At 66.9% G+C, this 21,102-nt stretch carries 22 protein-coding genes; 2 read left to right on the top strand and 20 right to left on the bottom strand.

Features of this window, described 5'->3' with window-relative positions:
• Positions 1-6: 6 nt before the first annotated feature.
• The 11 genes from IE277_RS43725 to IE277_RS43675 all read right to left on the bottom strand — a co-directional run bounded on the left by IE277_RS43725 (position 7) and on the right by IE277_RS43675 (position 10,270).
• Entirely contained in the window at positions 7-894 is an 888-nt protein-coding gene (locus tag IE277_RS43725; RefSeq protein ID WP_189959292.1) for a phage tail family protein, read from the bottom strand.
• Positions 891-5,900: a phage tail tape measure protein gene (locus tag IE277_RS43720; protein WP_189959291.1), complete on the bottom strand. Its 5,010-nt coding sequence runs from the start codon at positions 5,898-5,900 to the stop codon at positions 891-893. The genes IE277_RS43725 and IE277_RS43720 overlap by 4 nt, the downstream gene beginning before the upstream one ends.
• 64 nt (positions 5,901-5,964) lie before the next feature.
• Positions 5,965-6,264, bottom strand: a complete 300-nt coding sequence (locus tag IE277_RS43715) for a hypothetical protein (RefSeq protein WP_229882479.1) — start codon at positions 6,262-6,264, stop codon at positions 5,965-5,967.
• A 26-nt stretch (positions 6,265-6,290) separates the two neighbouring features.
• Entirely contained in the window at positions 6,291-6,878 is a 588-nt protein-coding gene (locus IE277_RS43710) for a hypothetical protein (RefSeq protein ID WP_189959290.1), read from the bottom strand.
• 5 nt (positions 6,879-6,883) lie between these two features.
• A complete protein-coding gene (locus IE277_RS43705) occupies positions 6,884-7,381 on the bottom strand; it encodes a phage tail tube protein (protein WP_189959289.1) in 498 nt (165 codons plus the stop codon).
• Positions 7,382-7,625: 244 nt separating this feature from the next.
• Positions 7,626-8,225 (bottom strand): cation:proton antiporter, encoded by a 600-nt coding sequence (locus IE277_RS43700; protein WP_189959288.1) that lies wholly within the window; start codon positions 8,223-8,225, stop codon positions 7,626-7,628.
• A gap of 148 nt (positions 8,226-8,373) precedes the next feature.
• The gene (locus IE277_RS43695) at positions 8,374-8,838 is read right to left on the bottom strand and encodes a hypothetical protein (protein WP_189959286.1); all 465 of its coding nucleotides are present in this window, start codon (positions 8,836-8,838) and stop codon (positions 8,374-8,376) included.
• Between the two features lie 14 nt (positions 8,839-8,852).
• Entirely contained in the window at positions 8,853-9,083 is a 231-nt protein-coding gene (locus IE277_RS43690; protein WP_189959284.1) for a hypothetical protein, read from the bottom strand.
• 5 nt (positions 9,084-9,088) lie between these two features.
• The gene (locus tag IE277_RS43685) at positions 9,089-9,490 is read right to left on the bottom strand and encodes an HK97 gp10 family phage protein (RefSeq protein ID WP_189959282.1); all 402 of its coding nucleotides are present in this window, start codon (positions 9,488-9,490) and stop codon (positions 9,089-9,091) included.
• Positions 9,487-9,909 (bottom strand): DUF6093 family protein, encoded by a 423-nt coding sequence (locus IE277_RS43680; protein WP_189959280.1) that lies wholly within the window; start codon positions 9,907-9,909, stop codon positions 9,487-9,489. The genes IE277_RS43685 and IE277_RS43680 overlap by 4 nt, the downstream gene beginning before the upstream one ends.
• A complete protein-coding gene (locus tag IE277_RS43675) occupies positions 9,902-10,270 on the bottom strand; it encodes a hypothetical protein (protein ID WP_189959277.1) in 369 nt (122 codons plus the stop codon). Before IE277_RS43675 ends, IE277_RS43680 begins: the two co-directional genes overlap by 8 nt.
• A 139-nt stretch (positions 10,271-10,409) precedes the next feature.
• On the opposite strand from IE277_RS43675, the gene IE277_RS43670 reads away from it, so the two are divergent.
• Positions 10,410-10,682 carry a DUF1876 domain-containing protein gene (locus IE277_RS43670; RefSeq protein WP_189959275.1) on the top strand — a complete coding sequence of 91 codons (273 nt, stop codon included), beginning with the start codon at positions 10,410-10,412 and terminating at the stop codon, positions 10,680-10,682.
• 105 nt (positions 10,683-10,787) lie between these two features.
• Here IE277_RS43670 and IE277_RS43665 read toward each other — a convergent pair whose 3' ends face one another.
• The 8 genes from IE277_RS43665 to IE277_RS43630 form a co-directional block, all read right to left on the bottom strand.
• Positions 10,788-11,276 (bottom strand): hypothetical protein, encoded by a 489-nt coding sequence (locus IE277_RS43665; protein WP_189959273.1) that lies wholly within the window; start codon positions 11,274-11,276, stop codon positions 10,788-10,790.
• 91 nt (positions 11,277-11,367) lie between these two features.
• On the bottom strand, positions 11,368-11,799 hold the full coding sequence (locus tag IE277_RS43660; protein WP_189959272.1) for a hypothetical protein: 432 nt from the start codon (positions 11,797-11,799) through the stop codon (positions 11,368-11,370).
• An 80-nt stretch (positions 11,800-11,879) separates the two neighbouring features.
• A complete protein-coding gene (locus IE277_RS43655) occupies positions 11,880-13,955 on the bottom strand; it encodes a PrsW family glutamic-type intramembrane protease (protein ID WP_229882482.1) in 2,076 nt (691 codons plus the stop codon).
• Positions 13,956-14,837: 882 nt separating this feature from the next.
• Positions 14,838-15,413, bottom strand: coding sequence for a hypothetical protein (locus IE277_RS43650; RefSeq protein WP_189959271.1), 576 nt, complete (start codon positions 15,411-15,413; stop codon positions 14,838-14,840).
• 270 nt (positions 15,414-15,683) lie between these two features.
• Positions 15,684-16,550 carry a hypothetical protein gene (locus tag IE277_RS43645; protein WP_189959270.1) on the bottom strand — a complete coding sequence of 289 codons (867 nt, stop codon included), beginning with the start codon at positions 16,548-16,550 and terminating at the stop codon, positions 15,684-15,686.
• Positions 16,551-16,618: 68 nt separating this feature from the next.
• Positions 16,619-17,209, bottom strand: a complete 591-nt coding sequence (locus tag IE277_RS43640; RefSeq protein ID WP_189959269.1) for a hypothetical protein — start codon at positions 17,207-17,209, stop codon at positions 16,619-16,621.
• 372 nt (positions 17,210-17,581) lie between these two features.
• Positions 17,582-17,788 carry a hypothetical protein gene (locus IE277_RS43635; RefSeq protein WP_189959268.1) on the bottom strand — a complete coding sequence of 69 codons (207 nt, stop codon included), beginning with the start codon at positions 17,786-17,788 and terminating at the stop codon, positions 17,582-17,584.
• A gap of 308 nt (positions 17,789-18,096) precedes the next feature.
• Entirely contained in the window at positions 18,097-19,110 is a 1,014-nt protein-coding gene (locus IE277_RS43630; RefSeq protein WP_189959267.1) for a hypothetical protein, read from the bottom strand.
• A 222-nt stretch (positions 19,111-19,332) separates the two neighbouring features.
• Here IE277_RS43630 and IE277_RS43625 point away from each other — a divergent pair, with 222 nt between their 5' ends.
• Positions 19,333-19,836, top strand: coding sequence for a P-loop nucleotide/nucleoside kinase family protein (locus IE277_RS43625; protein ID WP_229882478.1), 504 nt, complete (start codon positions 19,333-19,335; stop codon positions 19,834-19,836).
• Here the strand turns inward: IE277_RS43625 and IE277_RS43620 are convergent.
• A complete protein-coding gene (locus IE277_RS43620; RefSeq protein WP_308433481.1) occupies positions 19,817-20,959 on the bottom strand; it encodes an IS630 family transposase in 1,143 nt (380 codons plus the stop codon). The genes IE277_RS43625 and IE277_RS43620 overlap by 20 nt on opposite strands.
• Positions 20,960-21,102: the final 143 nt, after the last annotated feature.

The following is a 21,102-nucleotide window of genomic DNA, read 5'->3' as shown; positions in this document are numbered from 1 at the left end:
GTCTCCTTACAGGGCGATGTAGGCGTCACGCCACGTCACCGAGAGGTAGGCGGTGGCGGTCGGATCGGAGGCCGTCCAGCGGATCTCGCTGCGGCCGGGCGGCAGCACGAAGGTGTCCAGGCGGGAGGTGGTGGCCACGGGCCCGCCGTTGTCCCGGACGGCGGTCAGGCGGCCGGGCTGGGTGTCGATGCGAGCCCACTCGTCGGCGGCCAGCGTCACGGCCAGCTCGATCGACCGGCCGCTGTCCACGTGTGTGATCACGGGGTTGGCGCACGGCCCGTGCACGGTGAGCACCGGGTGAGCATCAGCGGTGCCGCTGTTGGTGACCCACCCAGGACGGTCCTGGCCCGTAGGGTTACCGCTGCTGACGCGGATCGGCGCCTGGACCGGCGCGGTGAATCCACCGCCCGACAGCCAACCCAGCCGTATCTGCTCCTGCTGCTCGACGTCGCCGTAGTACCGCGGGTCCGGTGCGGCGAATTCGACGTCCAACGGGATCCACCCGAAGGCGGCCTTCTCCCAGGACGCCTCCAGCTTCACCAGCCGGACGAACAGCACACGCACGGGAGAACCGGGCCACTTGATGCGCAGTGGCATCACCGCGCCGCCCACCGTGCGAACCCGCCGGTCGTCGGCTGCCTCCTGCAAGGTGGCCAGGATCTGGCGGGCGGCAGCCGGATCACCGGGAGCCTTGATCGCACAGTCGACACGCAGTGTGCGGCCCTCGTACCAGTCCGGCGCCGGCCACGCGCCATCGGCCCCCGGCTGCTCGACCAGCTCACCGCGCACCGTCGGCCGGGCGAGACCTTCTATCTCAGCGACAGGAACCTGCGTGTCGTGGCCGAGCCGCACGCCGCCGAACTCCAGCTGGAAGTCCTTCAGGTCGCCGCTCACCGCAGGACACCTCCGCGGCGAGCCCGGCGCATCTGGTAGGAGACGGCGGAGGCGATGTCGTCCGCGCTGGCACCGGCGCGGGTGACGTGGATCGTCTGCTGGCCGATCGCCGGTGCCTGATGCACCACAACCACTTGGGAGCGGCCCGCGCGCGCATCAACGAGCCGCCGGGGCGTGAGGCCGTAGCCGAAGCGGTCGGCGGTCTCGGCAAGGACGGCGGTGGCGCGGCCGCGCTTCGCCGCCGCATGCGGGATGTAGGACTCGCCGCGGGTCTCCTTCTCCGCGAACTTGATCAGCCCGCGCTCAGAGGAGTAGATCCCGGGTTCCCAGATGCCACCGTTGGCGTAGGCCTTGCCCGCGTTGGCCTTCACCAGGTCTGAGAGGAACCGGTCGGCCCGCCCGGTCTTCTTGATCTGCTGTTTCGCCAGACTGGCGATCTCGATGATCCGATCCTCGGTCAGGCCCGTGGTGTCGGCGACGTCGTGGATGCCCTTGGTCTTCGCGAGCGCCCCGATGATCTTCACCAGATCAGTGAGCTGTTCCCCGTCCAGGGCGTTGGAGGCGCTCTTGGCCGCGGTGTTGGCCTTCTTCGCCTTCTTCTTGTCCTTCACCGCCTGCGCCGCGAGCGCCTCAGCGTCCGCGTCGTTTTGCCCCGCGAGCCGCGCGGCCAGATCGCCGAAGCCGCTGCCTGCGAGCTTGGCCAGGTTGTTCTGGAAGGCGGTGTTGTTCTTCACCGCGTTCTGCAATTGGGTCGTGTAGTCGGCCAGGGAGGCGCGGGCGGTGCCGGCGAGCTTGGTGAGCTGCGCGGCCATGTCCTTGACGTACTTGCTCGACCCGTGCGCCATCTTCCGGGTCAGGGCGACACCGTCCTCGCCCATCTCCTCCAATGCCTTGGCGACGTCGACTCCGGCGCGCTGCGCCACGATCGTCAGATCGGCCCGCCAGCCCTGCGCAGCCCTCACTGACGTGCGGAGGTTCTTCTCGAACAGCCGGAGGTCGAAGTGCTCCTTGCCGCCCTTGCCCTTGCGCTGCGACTTCGAGACGACATCCGACACCGTGAAGGTGGAGGAGCCGAGCGGCTGGTACGACCAGTTCGACAGGCCGCCGTCCGCGTACCACTCGATACCTGAGGGATCACCGCCGAGGCGGCGCACGATCTCTTCGGTGATCCGGCGCGAGCGCGGACGCTTCGACCGCGCGAAGGGCACGTATCCCTCTCCGTGAGTCTCCCGCTCCGCCCAAACACGCATGGCACCTGCGGGCGCGATCTGCGCGAGGTGCTGTTCGCGGCGCGTGCCACCGTCGGCGAAGTAGTCGACCACGGCGCCGTCGGCATGCCGGTTGGCTTGCCTTTGCTGGGCGTCTGCCTGCTGGCGCAGCGCATCAGCTATGTCGGAGGGTGGCCGGATGAGCTGCGACAGCACGCTCACGTGATTGGTGGTGATGGTCACCGACTTGTCGCGCAGATTGCTGATGGACTGGGCCAGGGCATCAACACCCGCTCGCTGCGCGCCGGTCGGCGCGGAGATCTGGACGTTCTTGCTGCCAGGGACGTCGGCGATCTTGAAGCCCAGGGCCTCGAGTTGGGCGCGCGCCGCAGCCGTCGGCGCCGACACCGTGATCGTCTTACCTGCCGGGACCCCTGCGATCTTCTGCTTGACCGTCTCCAGGCTGCTGATGGTCGCCTGCGTGGCAGCGGTGACCTCGACATGCTTGCTACCCGGGGTCTGGGTGATCTTCGCGATCAGCGCATCCAGATCGGTGCGTGCCATGTCGGTCGGCGCGGTGACCTGCACCCGCCGGTCCTTCAGGTCCTTGATCTTGAAGCCGAGCTTCTCCAGGTCCTCGCGCGCCTCGTTGGAGAGGGTGGCGATGGTGACGGTCTTGTTCTCCGGGGTCGCTTTCAGCGCCTGCTGGACGGCGATGAGCTCGGCCATCGCCTCGTCCATGCCGGCCGTCTGCAGCAGGATGGAGACCTGCTGCGGCACCAGCCCGGCTGCATCGGCGAGCTTCGCGGCCTGCTCAGCCGTCAGCCCGTACCCCTGTGCGGTGGCGATCGCGGACTCGCGGGCGGTGACCATCTGCGCCTGGGCGGCCTTCAACGCCTCCGGCACGCTCTTCCCGTTCGCCTCCGCGTACTGGTAGGCGGCGAGAGCGGCGTCCGCAGAGTTCGTCGACAACCCCTGAAGCAGGTCGTAGAGCTTCTGCCCGTTCCGGGTGACCGTGGATAGCGAACCATCCATGTTCAACAGGGACTTGCCGTATCCCTGCGCCTGGTCGATGCCGCCCTTCAGCGACTCGGCCGCATCCGACACCGAACGGTTCAGACGTGCCTCGGCGGCGGAGAGGTTGACCGAGCCACCCGCCAGGATGTTCAGCGCATCGTGCAGCGCGCGGGCTCTTGAGTCTGCGTCCGCTGTGGTGTCGGACAGGCGACGCATTGCGTCGGAGAACTTCCCGAACGGGCCAACCGCATCCGTGGCCGACCGGCCGCCGGAACCGGTGGCCTCGGCCAGGTCCTTGGCATCCTTCACGGCCTGCGACATCTCGCCCTTGACCGCGCCGAGCGCATCGGCCGCACGCGCGGCGGCCAGGCCCTGATCGTTGTACGTCTTCGCCGCTCCGCCTTGGGTGGCGATCCACTCGACGTTCGCTTCGGCTGCCTCATTCAGCCGCTTCTGCAGAAGGTTCAGCCCACCGTCCTGCCCGAGGTAGGCGTCGGTGAGCTGCCGGACGGAGACGCCGGCCTTCGACATGACGTCGACGAGCCGGTTCTTGCCGTCGAAGACCTTCGTGTCCATGATCGACTGCGCGGCTGCGGCTCGGACACTGTCGCTGACCGCCCCGTTGGACTCACGCAGCGCCTGCGTCAGGTTGCTGATCCTGGACTCGTGCTCGGCTGCCGCCTGTGCGGCCTTTTGCTGATGGTCAGCGAGCATCGACAGCCCCACACCAGCGGCGGCGATGGCGACGCCCCACGGACCGCCGAGTGCCCCCATCAGCCCGCGCGCGGCACCGCCCAGCCCCGTGCCGATGGCCCTGGTCAGGCCCGACACAGGGCCACTGGCAGACCTGAAGGCGGCAGCCATCCGCCCCACTACCGGCACGCGGGTCTCGAGTACGGCGAGGGCCTGGCCGACGCGGCCGATCTGCTGACCGTTCGCGGCGGCGAGCCGCTCCTGCACACGCATCTGCTCGCCGAGCGACCGGAACGCCCCCGCGACCGGGCCTGAGACCGTGCGGCCCAGGTTCATGAAGATTGGGGTGGCACGGCGCGCGAGCAGCATCGCCACGATCGCCGTCTGCACCGGCCCCGGCAGCGCCGCGAACCCCTGGACCAGCCACGCCACCACATGCCCGACCGGAATGAGCGTGGTCGAGACGGTCCCGGCCGCCGAGGAGGCGAGGTTCAGAGCAGTGGCGACGATGTCCAGCGCCGTACCGCCCGCGTCCGCCTCGCCGGACAGGTCCGCGAGCGCCTCGACGACAGGGGAGACGGCGCTGCCGGCGTCGTGCAAGACGTCGATCAGTGCACGTTCGCCGTTGACGAGGACGTTCAGTGCGGCGGCAGCGGTATCGAACGCGATGTCCTTGACCGGCTCACCGAGTCCGCCGAGCGCATCCGTCAGCTCCTCAACCCCGGCGGAGGCTGCTGCCGACACGGACGGGCCGGCCAGCGTGTACAGGTCGTGCAGATAGTCCAGGACGGCCGCCATCGGCGGGGTCGCCGCCGCCATGCCCGCGGTCAGCAGCCGGGTGACCTTCTCCAAGCCCGGCGCCGCCGCCGTGTACAGCACCTGACCCGTGTTGGAGGCCTGCGTCTTGAGCTGCGTGACCGCACCGGCCAAGCCCTTGGTCTGAGAGGCCGCGATCTCCTGAGCCGCGCCCGTGCGGGAGATCGCCGTGTACATCTGGTCGTACGCCTCGGCGCCCTGATGCGCGAGTGCCGCCGCCCCCGCCAGCGCCGGTTTGCCGACCACGTCGGCCAGTGCGCCGAGGAAGTCCTTCTGGGACATGCGGTGCCGGGCCTGCTCGAAGCCCTCGATCACCGTACGCAGGCCCTTGAAGTTCCCCCTCGCGTCCCACGCTTCGACCCCGAGTTCCGCCAGGCCCTTGCGGGCGCGGGCGGTCGGCCGCGCGAGGTTGGTGAGGATCCCGCGCAGCGAGGTGCCGGCCTTGGAGCCGAGGATGCCGGAGCGGGCCAGCATCGCCACCGCCGCCGCCGTGTCCTCGATCGACACCCCGACTTGGGCGGCGACAGGCCCGGTGTAGGACAGCGCGTAGTAGATGTCCTCCAGCCCACCCGAAGCGGCATTCGCCCCAGCCGCGAGAACGTCGGCGGCCCGGCCCGCATGGTTCGACGACAGACCGAACTGGTCCATGACGTCACCCAGAAAGCGGGCAGCGTCGGCGGCGGAGAGGTTGTCGGCGGCGGCGAGTTGCATCGCCGCGCGGGCGTTCGCCATCGAGGAGGTGGAGGTCTGGCCGGCCTTGGCCAGCTCCAGCATCGCGTCCGCGGCTTTCGCCGCCGACGTGCCCGGGATCTTCAGGTCGGCGCCGAGCTCGCGGGCCTTCGCCGCGGCCTGCACCATCTCCTGCCCGGACGCGCCGGTGACCGCGCCCCACTTGTTGATGGCCCGCTGGTACTCGTTGCCCTCCTTCGCGATCTCCGCGAGACCGGCGACGATGCCGCCGCCGACAACGAGCTGCCTCAGGTGGTGCAGCTCCTGGCGGGAGGAAAAGATCCCGTGACGGAGCTGCCGCATCGACGCGTGCCCGTCCGCACCGACACGACGCAGACCAGCGCGTGCACGATCAGCGTCACGGCCAAGACCACGCAGCCCGGACGAGGAGCCGCGGGCCCCTGCGCCGACCTGACGCAGCTGCCGGTTGAGGGCGTCGGTGTCGCGGCCGAGCCCGCGCATCGCGCGGGAGGCCTGCCGGATCTCCGACAGGAGGTTCGCGAAGTCCGCTCGCGCCTGAACGCTGAGCGTGTAGGACGACACCTGCCGGTGCCCTTACTCCCCACGCCCCTGCCCAAGCCCCCTCGCCACGCAGCCCTGCCCCTGGCTAGTGGCGCGGCATCAGCCCGATGCGTACCCCATAGCCGTCCGGGCCGTCGGGCACCTGATCCTGCTCGTGCCCGATCAGTTCACAGCCCGGGCAGCGCACCGTTGTCGTGACGTACGCGTACCGGTCACCGCCCTGCTCCTCGTCCCACTCCGCGAGCCGGGTACCGCAGTGATGGCACACGCTGCGCTGGTACGCCGCGAATGCGAGGGCCTTGGCGCGATCGGTCTCGGACCAGCGTCCGTCACCGGCGCCGAGGAAAAGTGAGTGGGGGATACCCCAGCGGTCGCACAGCTCCAATTCGGTGCGGAGCTGTTCGTCCGTGATCAGCCTTTTCCCAGCTCCACTGTCGAGGTCCGCACGATCTGCTGAGCCTGCCAGGCTGCCGCGAACAGCGCGTTCGACTCGGCGACCGGCCACGAGTCGAGCAGCTGCTGTGCATCCTGCTCACTCATGCCTTCCACCGTATTGCCGTAATCGTCTCGTTCGATGTGCGCGGCCGCAATCAAAGCGGCAGGGAACGTCTCCGGGTTCCACGCATCCCCGTCCTCGGCCTGCGCTTCAGTCGGCGGGAACCGCTTGATCAACCCATCAAGGATCGGCCGCGGCAGCGCCCTGAACGTCAGTTCCACCGAGACGGCATCGAAGTCGGCCTGAGCGTCCTCGACTTCCTCCTCCGCACGCTGCGTCTCTTCGCTGTGCTTCCGGCTGTTCTCCGCATCGGCCATGCGGCAGCGCGTCAGCTCAAGGACGGCCTCGTCGAGGCGCCTCTTCGCCTCCTGGTCGTCGCAGATCACCAGCGTGTACTCGGGAAGCTGGCGGGCTCGCAGCCGGGCCAGCTTCCTGGCCCAGTGTGCGTCAGCGGCCACAGCCGCAGCTGGCGGAACGGGGGTGGTGTTGGTTTCGGCAGGCACCGGCATCACTTCTCGTTCTTCGGCGCCGCGGCGGCCGGGACAGGAGCGTCCTGCGTCGGCTTCTCCGTGATCGAGAAGTTCACCGTGAACTTCGCGGCCTCGTTGTCCGTCGAGTAGTTCGGTGAGCGCGAACCGATCCGCACGGGGAACACGTCCATGCTGCGTGAGCCGGGTACGTCGCCCTTGCGGAGGAAGACAACCCAGCCGGTGTCGTCCTTCTTCAGTAGCTGCTCGATCTCGTCGGACACCTTGTCCTCGTAGAAGCCGAGGCTGCTGTCGTCGGCCTGGTCGGTGCCGGGAATCTTCGACTCGAACGTGCTCCCCAGGTCCGGGGTTTCGATGGCCTGGTTCTGGAGGGTCCAGCCATCGATCGCCGCGATCGCGTCGGTCAGGTCAGTGCCGGCCGTCAGTTCGGCACGGGTGGGAACGTGGCCCGTGTCGGTGACACTCTTGAGCCACAGGACGCGGGTCACTCCGCGCCGGGAGAACTTCTTTACCTGCAAGGTCTGCTGTCCGATTCCGGGACGGCAGCCTCATACCAAGGGAGGCCCCGTCCCTCGACGATCTGTCGGGGAACCGGCCCGAACCACTCAGTGGTTGGGCGTCCGCGAAGGGCCTCCGCGGTGAGGATGCAGAGCGCGGCTCAACCAGAAGTGGCAAAGCGCCGTGTCTGCACGTAGATCACCCTACTGCTCCCGGCGTTGCCTCTCCCGAGCGGCGAGAACCTGGGTGCCTGCCGAAGACGCGCTAGTCGATGTCCTCTATCAACTCGTCCAGCGCCTGACGGGCCAGGGGAACGAAACGTTGCTGGCAGCTCTCTACCAGGGCGTTCGTTTCGGCAGCAGTTGACCGATAACGCTCGTGCTGCTCTTCGCTCAGTGGCCCGTGGCTCAGCTGGATCAGGGCCTCAACCGGCGGCGCGATATGCCGATCTACGGCCTTCGCGTATTCCTCGGCAGCCTGGGCAACTTCTGCCGGTCCTTCCAACTGGACTGCGTCGGCTGCATGGCGAGTCGCCCGAACAGCATCAATCGCGGCACCTCGCCTGATGTCATAGCGATGCTGGTCGAACGGTTCCAGTGTGAGCCGCCCCAGCTGCCAAATAGCACCCTGAGCCTCATGGGCGGCGTCCATCAGGCTCTGGTAGGCGGCTTGCCTGCGGTCTCTGCGCCATTTCTGATGCTCAACCCGCAGTTCGCGACGCTGAGTGCGATCGCGTGCAGCCTCTTCACGTATCTGCTGTCGTTCCAGGGCCTCGTTCCTGCGCCGCTCAGTCCGAGCCGCAGTCAACGCTGTCAGACCACTGCCGAGCAAGGTGCCACAGATTGCGATGACTGTCGTGATCAAGCTACTCGCCATGGCAGGACAGTTTGATGGACAGACGCTGACGATGTGGTTGGGATGGACGTTCTCCCACGAATCACACAGCTCCGAAGGCCGCCGACCGCGCGAAAGGCTGCACCGTAACGGTACTCAGCCAGTCGAGGATTGCAGATCAGCACGCCCCCATGGGATCGCTACCAGTTCCCTGGGGAACCGAGGAAGCCCTGTAGGCCGTGGCCGAGAGCTTGTACCGCTGCACAGCGGTGACCATCCCGTCATCAGCCCCGGCCGGGTCCACGCCGTCGTCGACCAGCAGTTCCCGCGCCCACACGTCCACCCCCGGAACCAGGATCAAGTTCTCCCAATCACCTGAGGCCGTCCGCCCAAGCAGTGCCTGCCGCACCCGATCCGCCAGCCATTCGGCCTGGTCCGTCCGTGCTGCCACGACTGTGACCTGGTAGAGGAACTGCCCGTCCTCCGACCTGTCCGCCAGCGGTGCCCCATCCAACAACCCGCCCTGGGGATAGAGCACGGTGTACGGCAATGACGCCGGCTGCCCGGCGACGAGAGGCAAACGGCCGCGGCCGCAGGGCCTCCCCGTCGCAGCGGCCAGTAGCGACTGAAGAGCTTCGGTCACGTGGGCTCCGCCGATCACAGGTCGCCCTCGGCGAAGTAGGCGGCTGCGGGGCCTTCGATACTGAGCACCCCGTATCGGCACAGGCCGAGCGCGTCCCACTCCATCACGCCCGGGGTGGTGAGGATCGACAGGCTCCGCTCGCCGTCCTCGTCCAGTACCTCGGCTACAACGACGGCGCGCGCGAGCAGCCCCCGCTCATGCACGGCGAGCACACCAGCGAGAGCTTCCTCGAGCGCAGTATTCATGCCGCTCACAGCGCCTCCGCGATCGCCTTCTCAAGCTCACGCACCAGCAGCGGACCGAACGTGCCAACCGTCGGCCCCAGATGCGGGAACGGCCGCTGGGCATAGTGACGGCCCAGAGAATCGACGCCGACGAACCCGAACTCCAAACGGCGGCCCTGCGGTGCACGTGTGCCAACCTCAGCAACGATCACCGGCCCAGCCCTGTGCACGTCGGACTGCCACGATGCCCGATACCGGCCCGTGATCACCCGAGGCCCGGGACGGCCAGACGCGTTGCGCTGCACCTGATCCACAAGCGCCTTCGCGCTGTGCCGCATCGCCAGGTCAGCTGCGGAGAGGACCGTCTTCCCTCCCCGGCTCAGGGTCGCAGCCAGCTGATCCGGATGCTGAAAACTACCGCCGCTCACGAGGCCACCGACTTCCGGTTGTGCTCCTCCAACCACACGGTGCGCAGCACAGGAAACGACGACACCTCGCCCTGCGCCGACACCCGATACGTGCGGCCCACGGCCTGCTCATCATGGGCCTCCACGACCAGCACGGTGTCCTTCTCCCACACCTCCGGCGCATCAAGAGGGAGCAGCATCCGGTAGCCGGCGCGGACTTCCTCGACCCACGCGCCGTCCTGCCCCGAGCCCTTGCTCCGGATCCAGTCCTGGTGCGCGTACAAGCCTGCCTTGCCCTCGTACACGACCACCGGCAGAACCGGCACCAGATCGCCGGTCGCCGGGTCCAGCACGTCCTCGCCGCCGGCCCGGACGACCTCAACCTTGTCCGGCATCAGATGACGCTCGGCGAAGCGGCCGAGCGACGACTGGTCAAGCACTCGCAGCCCACTCCCTCAGCTGCGCGAGCAGCCCGCGGGTCAGCTCACCCGGACGGCCATCGAGATCGTCCCGGTCCAGCACAGCCTCATCGAGCTTCCGCCAGTCCACCGCATCCAGGAAACCGATCACCACATGCCGCAGATCGGCAGGCTCCACCAGCACCTCGGCCAGCCCATCGAACTCCACACCGCGTCCCTGCTGCACATACAACGTGACCTCGGGCCCTTCATCAACGGTCTGCGTGATCCGGTACGCCTCGACAGCCGAGGCGACATCGTGACCATCAATCTCGATGACCGCCCCATCGTCCGGGGATGCCGTGATACGCACACGGCGGTGCTCGCCATGGGTGCTGCTCATAGCCACGACACTAGGTGCGCGAAGAACGGGCTCCGCCCGCCCGAGAAGACCTCGTCCAGGTCGGGCAGCGGCTGTCGCACATCTGTGTGAGCATCGTGAGTGGAGGAGTTCGTCCAGATGTTCCGAGGAGGGCGCTCCGATGACAGGCCTGAAGAGCTGGAACATCCAGATCAGCATCAAGGAAGACGACGCCACGGTCCGCGCCGAGGCCGCGCTTACCGGGTGTCCCGGCGGGCCTATGGTCGGCCAGGGCACAGCACGCTGCAATCCGATCGACGAGAACGTCCCGGACATCGGCGACGAACTGGCCGTGGCGCGTGCTCTGTCGTCGCTCACGCATCAACTGGTACACGCCGCAGCAACGGACATCGAGGTCCATACGGACAAGCCTGTGGAGAGGCTGAAGGTCTGAGCTGAGGCAACCGCGCCCTCGCTCTGCTGATGGCCCGGTTGCCATGCAGCCGACGCCGCTGGTGGCCCAGAAGGCCGTCGCCCTTCCGCCGGCAGTCCGCAGGGTTCAAGCACGGTCGCGTCGGATCACTGCATCGTAGGCGCCGAACTCGGGAACCGACTCCCAGTTGCTGGCGACATCAATGCCGCGGCGGCTTTCCTTCGATTCCTCGTCATCGACCTCTACAGTGCGCCGGATGATGCCATCGATGGTGAACTCGTACGATTCCACGTGCTCCGCATCTGCGTATCCGCCTCGCTCCTCCGAATCGCCGTATTCGTATGAGGTTGCTGTCTCCAGGAAGAGAGAGCCGTTGATGACGGTGAATGTGTAGTCGAGGGAGTCACGGCCGTACTCATCCATGAAAACTACTGAGGTGTATCCGGTTTCCAGGCGCATTTCTACACGCACTGTCGCGGCGGAGTGCTCATCGGGGAAGGCAACAGTGGTGTACAAGTGGCCCGACGCGTGCCTAGTTCGAGCCTGCTCGGGCGTCAGCGGGTTCATGGGCGTCTCGGTGAGATTGTTCCACTGCTCGCAGTAGGTCCAGATCATGACTGGTTCAGCCCGCGCCCTTCGGTAGCCGATAGGCGAAACCCTGCACGCCGGGTCGGCCCGTTGTTCACTCCGGGACTCGCCGTGAAGACTATGTCAGTTCCTGCGAGTGCGAATACGCAACCAAAGGGAGCCCGGTAAACATAGAGAGCAGCTTGCCAAGGTACCATTCTCCGTCCGTGAATCGCTCCAACCCTTCTCGCTGGACTACATTCTTGTTCGGTGTGACAAGCAGAGACTTACCTGAGTCGGTGACAATAAAAATGCAGCCGGCGTCGTCCTCTCGATGCGTCATGATGAAGCCGCAGGCTTGCCCTCGAAGGCGTACCGACTCCAGTTCACGCACCACCTCGCCTCTCGCACTCTTCGCCGCAGTGAGCCAGTCGAAGAGATCGGCGTCGGTCACGTACGCCAGGCTTTCGCCATCTTCGAACCTCCATCCTGCCGCCTCGGCGGCGGTAACAAAATCCGGGACTGGCGTTTCTTGAGACATGCTGAAGGTGAACTCTGCGTCCGCACCCATCGCCACTACCTCTTTCGTCGCGCTTATTCTGTCTTGCCGAGCCAAGACGGAAGTGAGAAGAATCCTGAAGTCGTACGATTCTACTCCCGGGGGATGACTCGCCAGGGGATTCCCTTTTGATTCAGGAATGAAACGATATTGTCTGGTATCTCGTTCTCTGATATCAGGCCGAACTGTACGCCATTTTCGCGCGCGATTCGTCGTGCATCGCCAAGCTTTGACTTGAACCTCAACATGTCCTTCTCGTTGGAGTTCACTCTATCCCAGTAGCGGCCGGATTTGGCCTCGTACCAGGTTTCGCTACCGGTCTGCGGGTCGATGTATTTTCCGTCAAATTGGCGACCGCCTGTTTTGAAGCCAGGCCTCCCATCGGAACCTGGAGCGCCATCCAGTTTCTCCATGAGGAAATCTTCATAGGAATCCCCGCTCTCCTGCGCAATCCTCCCGCGGCTCTTAGTATTCGGCTCACTCTGAGGCGACTCAGCTGAAGACGATGCCCCCTGCCCGGTCGTGCCGTCCCCTTGCGCGCCAGCTGCCATGAGGACGATCCCGGCCGTGCCGAGGAGAGCGGCGTTGAAGGCGGCTTCGGCGGTGAGGGCGCCGATTGCCCCGCCTCCGGCGAGGGCGAGGCCTCCAGGAGGGAACAGAGCGAGCAAGGAGAGCAGCAGGAGGGCGAAGCCGAGGTAGACCAGGAAGGTGTTCAGCGCGTCAAGCAGGTGGAACGTGTGGATCGCCCTGCCGCCGGGGCCCACGCTGCCGAACCCGCGCCACAACAGGAGTGCGCCGGTGGTGGCCGAGCCCAGCGCGGTGCCGACACGGAGGCGATGGACCACCAGTAGTTCCGCCGTGGGCTGGGCCGATGCTGTCCGCCAGGTGTGCAACAGGGTGGTGAGCTGGTAAGCGATCCAGGCCAGGGCGGCAATGCCGAAGCCCATGAGGACCTTCGGTCCCGAACCGGTACTGAAGAACCTCTGGAGGCCGGCAGTCGAGGTGAACGATCCGACCCCTAGGAACAGCAACGAGGGCAGCGCGAGGACACACGGGATCACCAGCAGCCACCGCTGCCGAGAACCGCGGGCCCTCCGAGTTGCCTTCATCAGGCCCCGGACGTCCAGCGTCTGCCAGGCGCCCGGGTTGTCGGACGCCTCCATCCGAGCAGTGATTCCATCGACCACCCGGCGAAGTTCCTTGGTACCGTCGGGCGGCGCCGACGCCGTGGCGTACAGCAGCGAGCGCCGCAGCCGGACGTAGCGCAGGACGATCAGCAGGCTCCACGGGAGTCGCCAGAACGCATAGCGCAGCAGAGCGCCCATGCTGTCGCCGTCGGCGCGTTCCGAAGCAAGCACGACACCCGGCACGGTGCGCTTTCCACGATGGATCAGGCGCAGGTCGGCGAGCATGGCGACGGCCAGGCACACGAGCGGCGCCGCCCACGCCTTCCCGTTCAGCGAGTCCAGCCAGTGCGCGGCCTGACTGGTGGGTTTCTGAACCACGTAGTTGTTCACCGTGTGATACCCGGCAGCGGCCGCGAGCGGGACCACCGAGAGCAGGCGCAGCCAACCTCGTGCGCGCCACAGCAGCCCGACCCCGAAGCCGGCCATAGCCGTCCACACCAGGTGCGAGAAGGTTTCGGTGACTGGCGGGCCGAGCATGTCCAACTGGCTGAACGGCGCCGGAAGCCAGGCCGTCAACACCTGCCCCAAGCCCGGCACATAGGGCGGGGACAAGGAGTCCGGGATGATCCAGCCCCCACCCCGGCTGATCGCTCGGTTCGCGTCCAAGCCGTACCGCAGGACCGCCTCCAGCAGCCCGAACCCGCCTCCCAGCGCAGCGCCCAGCACCGTGAAGTCGGCCAGCCCCCACTGGCGGCGGACCCTCAGACTCATCCCGGCCAGCAGGAGCGGGGAAACCTTGATCAGTTCCTCCACCCAGGGCGCCACCGTGTAACTGGTCGTGTCCACCACCGTGACCAGCGAATGCCCCGACTCGTGCGCGTAGAAGCGGGTGTAGGCGAGCTCCACCAACGCCGTCGCCACGCCGCACCCGTACACCCCCGCCGCGAGCGCAAGCAGCACGGTCGACAAGCGCACCGAGCGTGTCGGCCATGAAACGGTGAACAGCTGCAGCACACCCCAGACGACCGCCACCGCCATCATCAACGTCACACCAGGCCCCCCGACGCACCGGAACAACTATCGATTCGCGACAGTGAACGCGATGCTATGCAGTCAACTACGCGCGCAGCAAGAGAGTTGGGAGCCTCGGCGAGATGGCTGCACGGGGGATGCAAATGCTCCCTTCTGCTCCGGGCGGCAGACTGTGCCGCTGGCTCAGGACACTCCCTCCCGTGCGGCTGACCTTCACTGCCGTACCGTGAAGCGAGTCCTATCCGAGCTGCTGGCTGCATTGCTCGACATCGCTCCGGCCCTCGCACCTGTGAGGGGCGGAGCGATGGCCTGGTCACGGGATGCTCTTCGTGATGCCGAGCCCTCGGCCGGGACGCGGCACCGGCGCACCCCAGACTCCCATAAGCCCGGGTTGTGCGTTGCCTCCTGTGCCTGTTGACCTCGTAACTCCCAACCCGATGCCTGCAGAGGGCAGATCGGCCAGCGAACGGGACCATGCCAGCCGCGAGAGAAGACCAGCACATGGCATCAACCCTCGCCGGGTACGCCGTACGGTGGTGAGCTACCAGAAGGACAGAGGAGGACCGGGCGCAGTCAGCACGTCAGAGCGGCCGACCATGGGCGGGTGTCGCCCGCATCGACGCTCGTGCTGACGGCGGCACCACCCCAGGCTCTGTGCTCACGGTCCACCTGAGCCGACACGATCCCGGACCGGGCGCCAAGGTCGGCCCCGGCGCGGGCCGCTGGGCCCCCAGCGGCCACCTACCTGGGACACTCCGTGGCCGTTGACACCATAACCGGGACTGGTTGCACTGCACGGGCGCGGGCACAGCAGCAACACTTGGCGACGGGCATTCCGGCGTGTGGACGGCGGACACGTCCGTCTCAGCTCGGATAGCTACAGCCACCGCATCAATACTCGACGTCTCCGGTTACTGCGGCTGCCACGACCGAGGCCACTGACGTCAGGTATGACCACTTCGGCAGCAGCTCCTCCCACAGGGCACTCCGCGGCGGTTGAGCCTCCCAATGGCGAGCCTCCTCGAAGCGCCAGATGGCCCTTGCGTCCTCAGCCGAGACGTTCAGCCGGCGCTCCTCGTACGCGAGTTCCTCACTGATGGGCTCCCGCCATACAGCTGTCCGCCAGGCCGCGAGGACGTCATCCGCATGGCGCAAGATGGGCTGCGCACTGCGGACATAGATCTCAACAAGAGCGATCATGGACGAACCGCCGGGCAGCCGCTCCCGCCACAGCGGCAGCAGTTCCTTGTCGATCCTGGCGACCTTCGCGACGAGACCCGCGACCGCCTCGGTGCGCAGCCTGTCCCACTCCTGTGGTCCACGCGGGAAAGGCTGGCTTGCCTCCTCGTCTTTCTGTAGCTCCCTGAGGAAGGCGTCCCCGACGGCGATCTCCTCCTGCGCAGGGTTCCATTCGTAGCGGTTGAGCGATCGCGCGATGCTGCCGAGTTGCTGTGGACGATCGCGCACCGTCGTCCACAGCTGGCGACCGTTGCCGATGAGGCGGCCGTCGACGCCGTCGTCGAGGGGCTTGTTCTGGATGACGAGTACAACACGCGGCAGGCCGCCTATGGGGGGCCTCGTACTGTGACCGCACTACTCCCCACCGCCCATCGGTTGACGGTGACGGCCAAGCAAGAGTGAGACCGGGGATGCCCACCGTCTGTCCAGGCGTTCCGACGCCGAGGATCTCTGAACCACGGGCCTCCGCGGATCGGATTGAGTCCTCGAGCTGGCGGGTCAACTCGTGTGGACCGGGATGCGGGCGCCCAAAGCCCGCCCGCCAGCGAGCACTGCCGGAAAGCCGACAGGGGCGAATGCATCCGTGTTCTCCACTGCGACACGGCCTGATGGGATTGTGTCGGCTTCGGCCGAAGCGTCCGGTCCCGTCATCGAGCCGGGCTGGGCGACGACCATTGCTGCCCAGCCCCTACGGGTAACTTCATCCCGCCAACTGGCCTCCACAGGCGGGTTAATGTCGGTCGGGGACAGAAAGATGCCATCCCGGCCGGTGCGAGCGTCCGGCGGGCACCTCACGGGGCCCAGCAGGCCGTCCCATGTCAGTTCGACATGCCAGCCGTTGAGCTGGTGCAGTTGTCCAACCTCGCGTTCCGAGGTCAGCCGTGCCAGACCGTCCCACAGCAGGTTCTGAGTCGTCATATCGCTCAGAGTGCGGGTGCCATCGCCTGCAGGCGACACGGTGACCGTGACCATTCCCAGTTCCACAAGGAGAACTGGCACAGGACCGCTGCCGCCGTCCAGGAGATGGGTCTGCACCCGATCACCAGGAACAGCCGACCGATCCATCAGCCTCGTTGCGGAACCGATCTCCCAGGGTGAAATCTGTGAGGGGGCGCATAGGGCGTGCGCAAGGCACGATGAAGAGTCGACGACAGCGCCTTCCGCGTTGCGTCGCACACGTAGCAGGACTGAGGCGTGCTGCACCCGGAGATCGATCGCATGGCCGCAGATCGCGCAGCCGTGGACAGGCGTGTAACGGCAGACCTCGCTGATGACCTCTACGTGCTCTGGACCCATTAGGTCCCGAAGATCCTCTGCTATGAGAACGGTGCCAGGCAGTACCGCTCGCGCGTTGTTGCCGTCCATACCTTTCACTCCGTCCTCGCTGCACTGCGACGCCGCTGCCAGCCTGCGAGTGAGACTACAGAAAGTAGTCACCGCAGAGCAGGTAAACAATCGGCCCTCACATGAGAAATCTTGGTGCCCTCAACAGCCGTCGGAGGCAGGGCTAGGCTCCACCTATGACCGCTGCCCCGCTGGTTGCGTTCGAGGAATTCGTCCACAGTCACCGGATCCAGATATCGGTGGCTCAGATAGGTACCGGCGAGGACCAACGCCAGTGGATGGCATCCCAGGGCGCGGGCCAGCTCCTCCAGTTCGGCCGTGTCGGAGGGGACTTCAAGGTCGCGTAGCACGTCCACGGCGTCGTCAAGGTCGAGCACGTCCAGGGCGTGGAGTTCCGCACGGCGCCACGCCGCCGCGGTGCCGTAACGGGTGGTGACGAGGATGGTGCCGCGGCGTGTGGAACGCAGCCAGGTCTCGTCGCCCATCGCCGCGGGATCGTCCGCGTTGTCGAGTACGAGCAGCCAGGGCTCACTGGAGCGTGACAGATAGTGCCAGGCCAGATCAGCGGCGGGCCTGCGACGGTCGCGGGCCGCATCGACCTCGTCCTGCGCGGCTCCACGGTCCTGGGCCACGCCGAGCATGCCTTCGCGGAAGGAGGGTCCGGTCGAGGCGTAAACCACAATCCGACGATCCCATGCTGACCGACAGCCTCGTCGAACACGACGCGGGCGATGGCGGTCTTCCCGGTTCCCGCCATGCCGGCCACCATGAGCGGATCACCGAGGCGTCCGGGTGGCAGATCGCGTGCAGCAGGCGACGACGAAGATCGTGCCGGTCACGGATCGGCGTCAGGGAGGCCGCAGCCAGAGGGACGCGCACCGAGTCCGGGCCGCTGTGCCCTCCTCGCCCGACCGTGCCGCCAGGCGAGTAGTGGGCGGTGTAGTTTTCGATCTCGATGTTGAACTGATCGCGACCCGCGTCGAACAGCCGACCGTGATCGGCAACCGATGCGCGCCGCACCCTCGCCCGCGCATCATCGCGCGCATGGTGGTTCATCGCTCGTTGAAGTGCTGGTCGCGGCCTGCGTTGTAGACGCGGCCGTGGCCTGATATGTGCGTATGGAAGACGGGAGTCGGCACCGTGGGTTGTTGATCTTGAGGCAGTGACCCGCGCACCTCGTCCAGCAACTGCTGCAACTGCTCGGACACCGCCGGGTCCTGCTCCAGAATGCGTTGCAGCCGACGGTTCCAGTCACGCACGAGATCCGCTTCGCCTTGCTCATCCCGATCCTGCCGGGCCGCGAGGACTTCATCACGGGTCTCTTCCAGGGCCAGGCTGACCTCCTCTGCCTGAACAGGCCGGAAGCGTCACCACAGCGTCACGACACCATCACGTGCCTGCCGCCAAGCATCCGTGGCCATCAGCGCCACCAGCGTGGCACCGGCCGTCTCGACAACATCCACGTGCGCCCCCTGCCAGAGCAGACCTACTCAGCTCTTTCTGGGGATAGTAGACGGCCTGTCACGGTGACCCTCAAGATTCTGGACACCGGGAGAGTCGAGATACGTCACCGGCGTAGAACGTTTACGACACGTTCCCTGCCCAGGATCGGGGCGTCCTCGCATCCTTCGGGGGTGACGAGGTAGGGGCCGACCCACTTGCGGGAGTAGCCCGTCGGGTCGTCCTGGTCTGGGTAGGTACGGCGGTGCGGCCGTACGAACCACTGGTGGCGGTAGATGCGGCCGGCGGTGTCGCGGGCCCCCCGGTCGTCGTTGGGGGCGGGCCGGATGGACTGACGCAGCGTGATGTAGCGAACCGGGGCATCAGGATGCTCGGCACCGGCCCGGCGCAGCCGTTTGCGGGCAGCGGCGTCGGGCCGTACCTCGTCGGCCTGCCACAGTGCGCGGCGTGCGTCGCCGGGCTGGCGGATCAGCAGCAGGGTGCCCAGCAGGGTCCGCATGATCCGCAACTGGTCCTCGTTGATGTCGTTGACCCGGTCGGCGCCCACGCCGTACCGGTCCTTCGCCAGGCGACCGTGCTTGTCGACGGCCCAGGTGGCCTTCACCTCGTCCCATGTGGTCTCGGTGTTCAGCGGGATCGACACGCCGAAGCCGATGGCCAGGTCACCCGCGAGCGAACTGCGGACCTGGCTGGCCCAGGCCGGAGCAGCCCGGTTGCCCGCGTCTTCCAGAGCGCGCCGGAACGGACCGGCGTCGTCCAGGACCAGGACACGCAGCGACATCCCGGTCCGGCACCACAGCACGGCCCGAGGCCGCCCGAGAGTCGTGGTGTGGGCGCTTGGGTCGTCGGACCAGATCAGAAACCCGATCGGGTCCGGCAGGTCGTCCGCGTCGAACGCGCACACCGGCAGTTCCTCGCCCGTCGTGCGTGCCAGCCACGTCATGCGGTCGTTGACGAAGAACTGTTCCGCGCCTCGTACTGCCGACTGCATCAGGAGCGGATCAGTGAAGCCGCTGACCTGTACCGCGCCCGAGCCGCGTTGAACGTTGTCGTCGGCCCACTGGAGCAGGCCCTGGCGGACCTCCGGAACATCGCACGCACGCAGGTGAGTTGTCGCCACGTCCGTCAGCCTCCCGAACCGTGTATCGCGTTGCAAGTTGAGACGTCAAATCTCAAACTGACGAGTTGTCGGACGTTGCGGCCGCCCGCCAGCACGGAAGGCCCACCCGAGCTAGTGCTGTGACCGCATAGGTTCGCCGGGTCGGCGGTTGTGGCGGGTCCGCTGTCAGCGGTGCCCTTGTTGCCACGGCAGCGAGCGTGCCTTCGGGTCTAACCTGACTCCGTGACGCAGCAGGTGAGCACGGTGGTGCTGATGTGTGGTCTTCCGGGAGCGGGCAAGACCACCTACGCAATGGAGCTGGTGCAACGCGGCTACGCTCGGCTGTCGATCGACGAGGTGGTCTGGCAACGACTCGGGCAGCGTGACGCCGGCCGGGTGCTGGAAGCCGAGGCGTTCGACCAGCTCAAGGAAGAGGTCCGCCGCGAGCAGCGGCAGGAACTGGTCGAGCTGATGCTGGCCGGGCGCGATGTGGTGGTGGACTACAGCTTCTGGAGTCGCGCCGCCCGCGAGGACTACAAGACGCTGATTGAAAGCCACGGCTGCCGCTGGGAACTGGTCCACCTCAAGGCCGACCGGACAACGCTGGAGCGTCGCCTTGAGCGACGCAACAGCGTGGAGGGCGCCAACTCCGTCACCGTGGATGAGACGCTGTTCAACCGCTATGTGGCCAACTTCGAGGAGTCCAGCGGAGAGGGTGAGCAGGTCGTCATGCAGCCCTCGGCCTGAGGATCTGCTCGGCGGCGAGAGGGCGTCCGCCCCATCTGATGCCCTTCTCGCTTCGGATGCGGGCACGCTCGCGGTGTTGGGCGGCCAGCACGTCTGGGTGGCGGGCGTTTTTGTTGCGCCAGCGCAGGTAAGCGTGCAGGGACCGGGTCTGCACGGTGTGGTTGGGGTGGTTGGAGTTGGCGATGGTGAACTGCCGCAGCGGTCCGAAGTGGGCCTCGATCGGGTTCGCCCACGAGGCGTAGGTCGGGGTGAAGCACAACTCGACCTTGTTCTTCTTCGCCCAGCGGCGGATGTCGGCGCCCTTGTGGTCGGACAGGTTGTCCAGGATCACGTAGATCGGGGCGCCGTCCGGGCGGGCGGCACGGATCGACTTCAGCGCGGCCGACGTGTTGGCGGCACCCTTTCTGCGGCGGTTGATGCCCCACAGAGTGTCCTCGCCGACCGAGTAGCAGCCATGGAAGTAGTGCACTCCATGGGTGCGGTGATAGGTGGCGGGCAGCCGGTCGGGACGCCCCTGTTCGGCCCAGCCCGAGCCCGCGGTGGGACGGATGCCGAGCGGGCCGAACTCGTCGAAGGCGAAGACCCGGTCCGGGAAGCGGTCCAGGACATCCTCGATCCGGTCCAGTTTGGCGTCACGCTCAGGGTCCGGGGATTCCTTCCACGTCTTGGTGCGCTGGAAGGTGATGCCGCGGCGGGCGAGCAGGCAGCGTAATGCCTCGCGGCCGATGCGGATGACCCGGCCGCGTACTTTGCGCAGATAGGCGACCAGCTTGCGCAGTGACCAGCGTGTGAAGGGCTGGCCGAGCTTGGCCGGTCGGGTGGTGGCCGTCGCCACGACGAACTCCTCGTCGTCAGGCTTGAGCAGGCGGGGACGGCCTCCCGCCCACTGAGGGTCCAGACAGGCCAGGCCGATCTCGTTGAACCGGTGGATCACGTCCCGGACAGTGTCCTCGTCGGCCTGCACCAGCTGAGCGATCACCGGCACCCGGTTCCCGCCGGCCGAGGCCAGCAGCATCATCGCCCGTCGATATCGCACCGAACTCGTGCTGCCCCGGCGCACGATCTGCTGCAGCCGCTGTCCCTCCTGGTCGGTCAGTCTGCGCACACGGACAGGCTCGGCCACCGCGCCTCCAGCGGTCGGATCGGACGTCACCGCACATCCAACCGCCACGACCACCAACCCGGCGAACCTACGCGGTCACAGCACTAGTAGTGCTTGGTCAGGTTGGTATCGGTTCCGGCATGTTGCGGTGACATGTGGGGCAG

The sequence above is a fragment of the Streptomyces alanosinicus genome (assembly GCF_014650595.1).
GTDB lineage: Bacteria > Actinomycetota > Actinomycetes > Streptomycetales > Streptomycetaceae > Streptomyces > Streptomyces alanosinicus.
Note: the sequence above shows the minus strand (reverse complement) of the source record. Positions and strands in the feature narration are given on the sequence as shown.

What these genes read in the sequence shown, in the direction of transcription:
- IE277_RS43690 (WP_189959284.1), bottom strand. Translation starts at nt 9,083, where the DNA reads ATGAATACTGCGCTCGAGGAAGCTCTCGCTGGTGTGCTCGCCGTGCAT.
- IE277_RS43675 (WP_189959277.1), bottom strand. Translation starts at nt 10,270, where the DNA reads ATGAGCAGCACCCATGGCGAGCACCGCCGTGTGCGTATCACGGCATCC.
- IE277_RS43670 (WP_189959275.1), top strand. Translation starts at nt 10,410, where the DNA reads ATGACAGGCCTGAAGAGCTGGAACATCCAGATCAGCATCAAGGAAGAC.
- IE277_RS43665 (WP_189959273.1), bottom strand. Translation starts at nt 11,276, where the DNA reads ATGATCTGGACCTACTGCGAGCAGTGGAACAATCTCACCGAGACGCCC.
- IE277_RS43660 (WP_189959272.1), bottom strand. Translation starts at nt 11,799, where the DNA reads ATGGGTGCGGACGCAGAGTTCACCTTCAGCATGTCTCAAGAAACGCCA.
- IE277_RS43655 (WP_229882482.1), bottom strand. Translation starts at nt 13,955, where the DNA reads ATGATGGCGGTGGCGGTCGTCTGGGGTGTGCTGCAGCTGTTCACCGTT.
- IE277_RS43645 (WP_189959270.1), bottom strand. Translation starts at nt 16,550, where the DNA reads ATGGACGGCAACAACGCGCGAGCGGTACTGCCTGGCACCGTTCTCATA.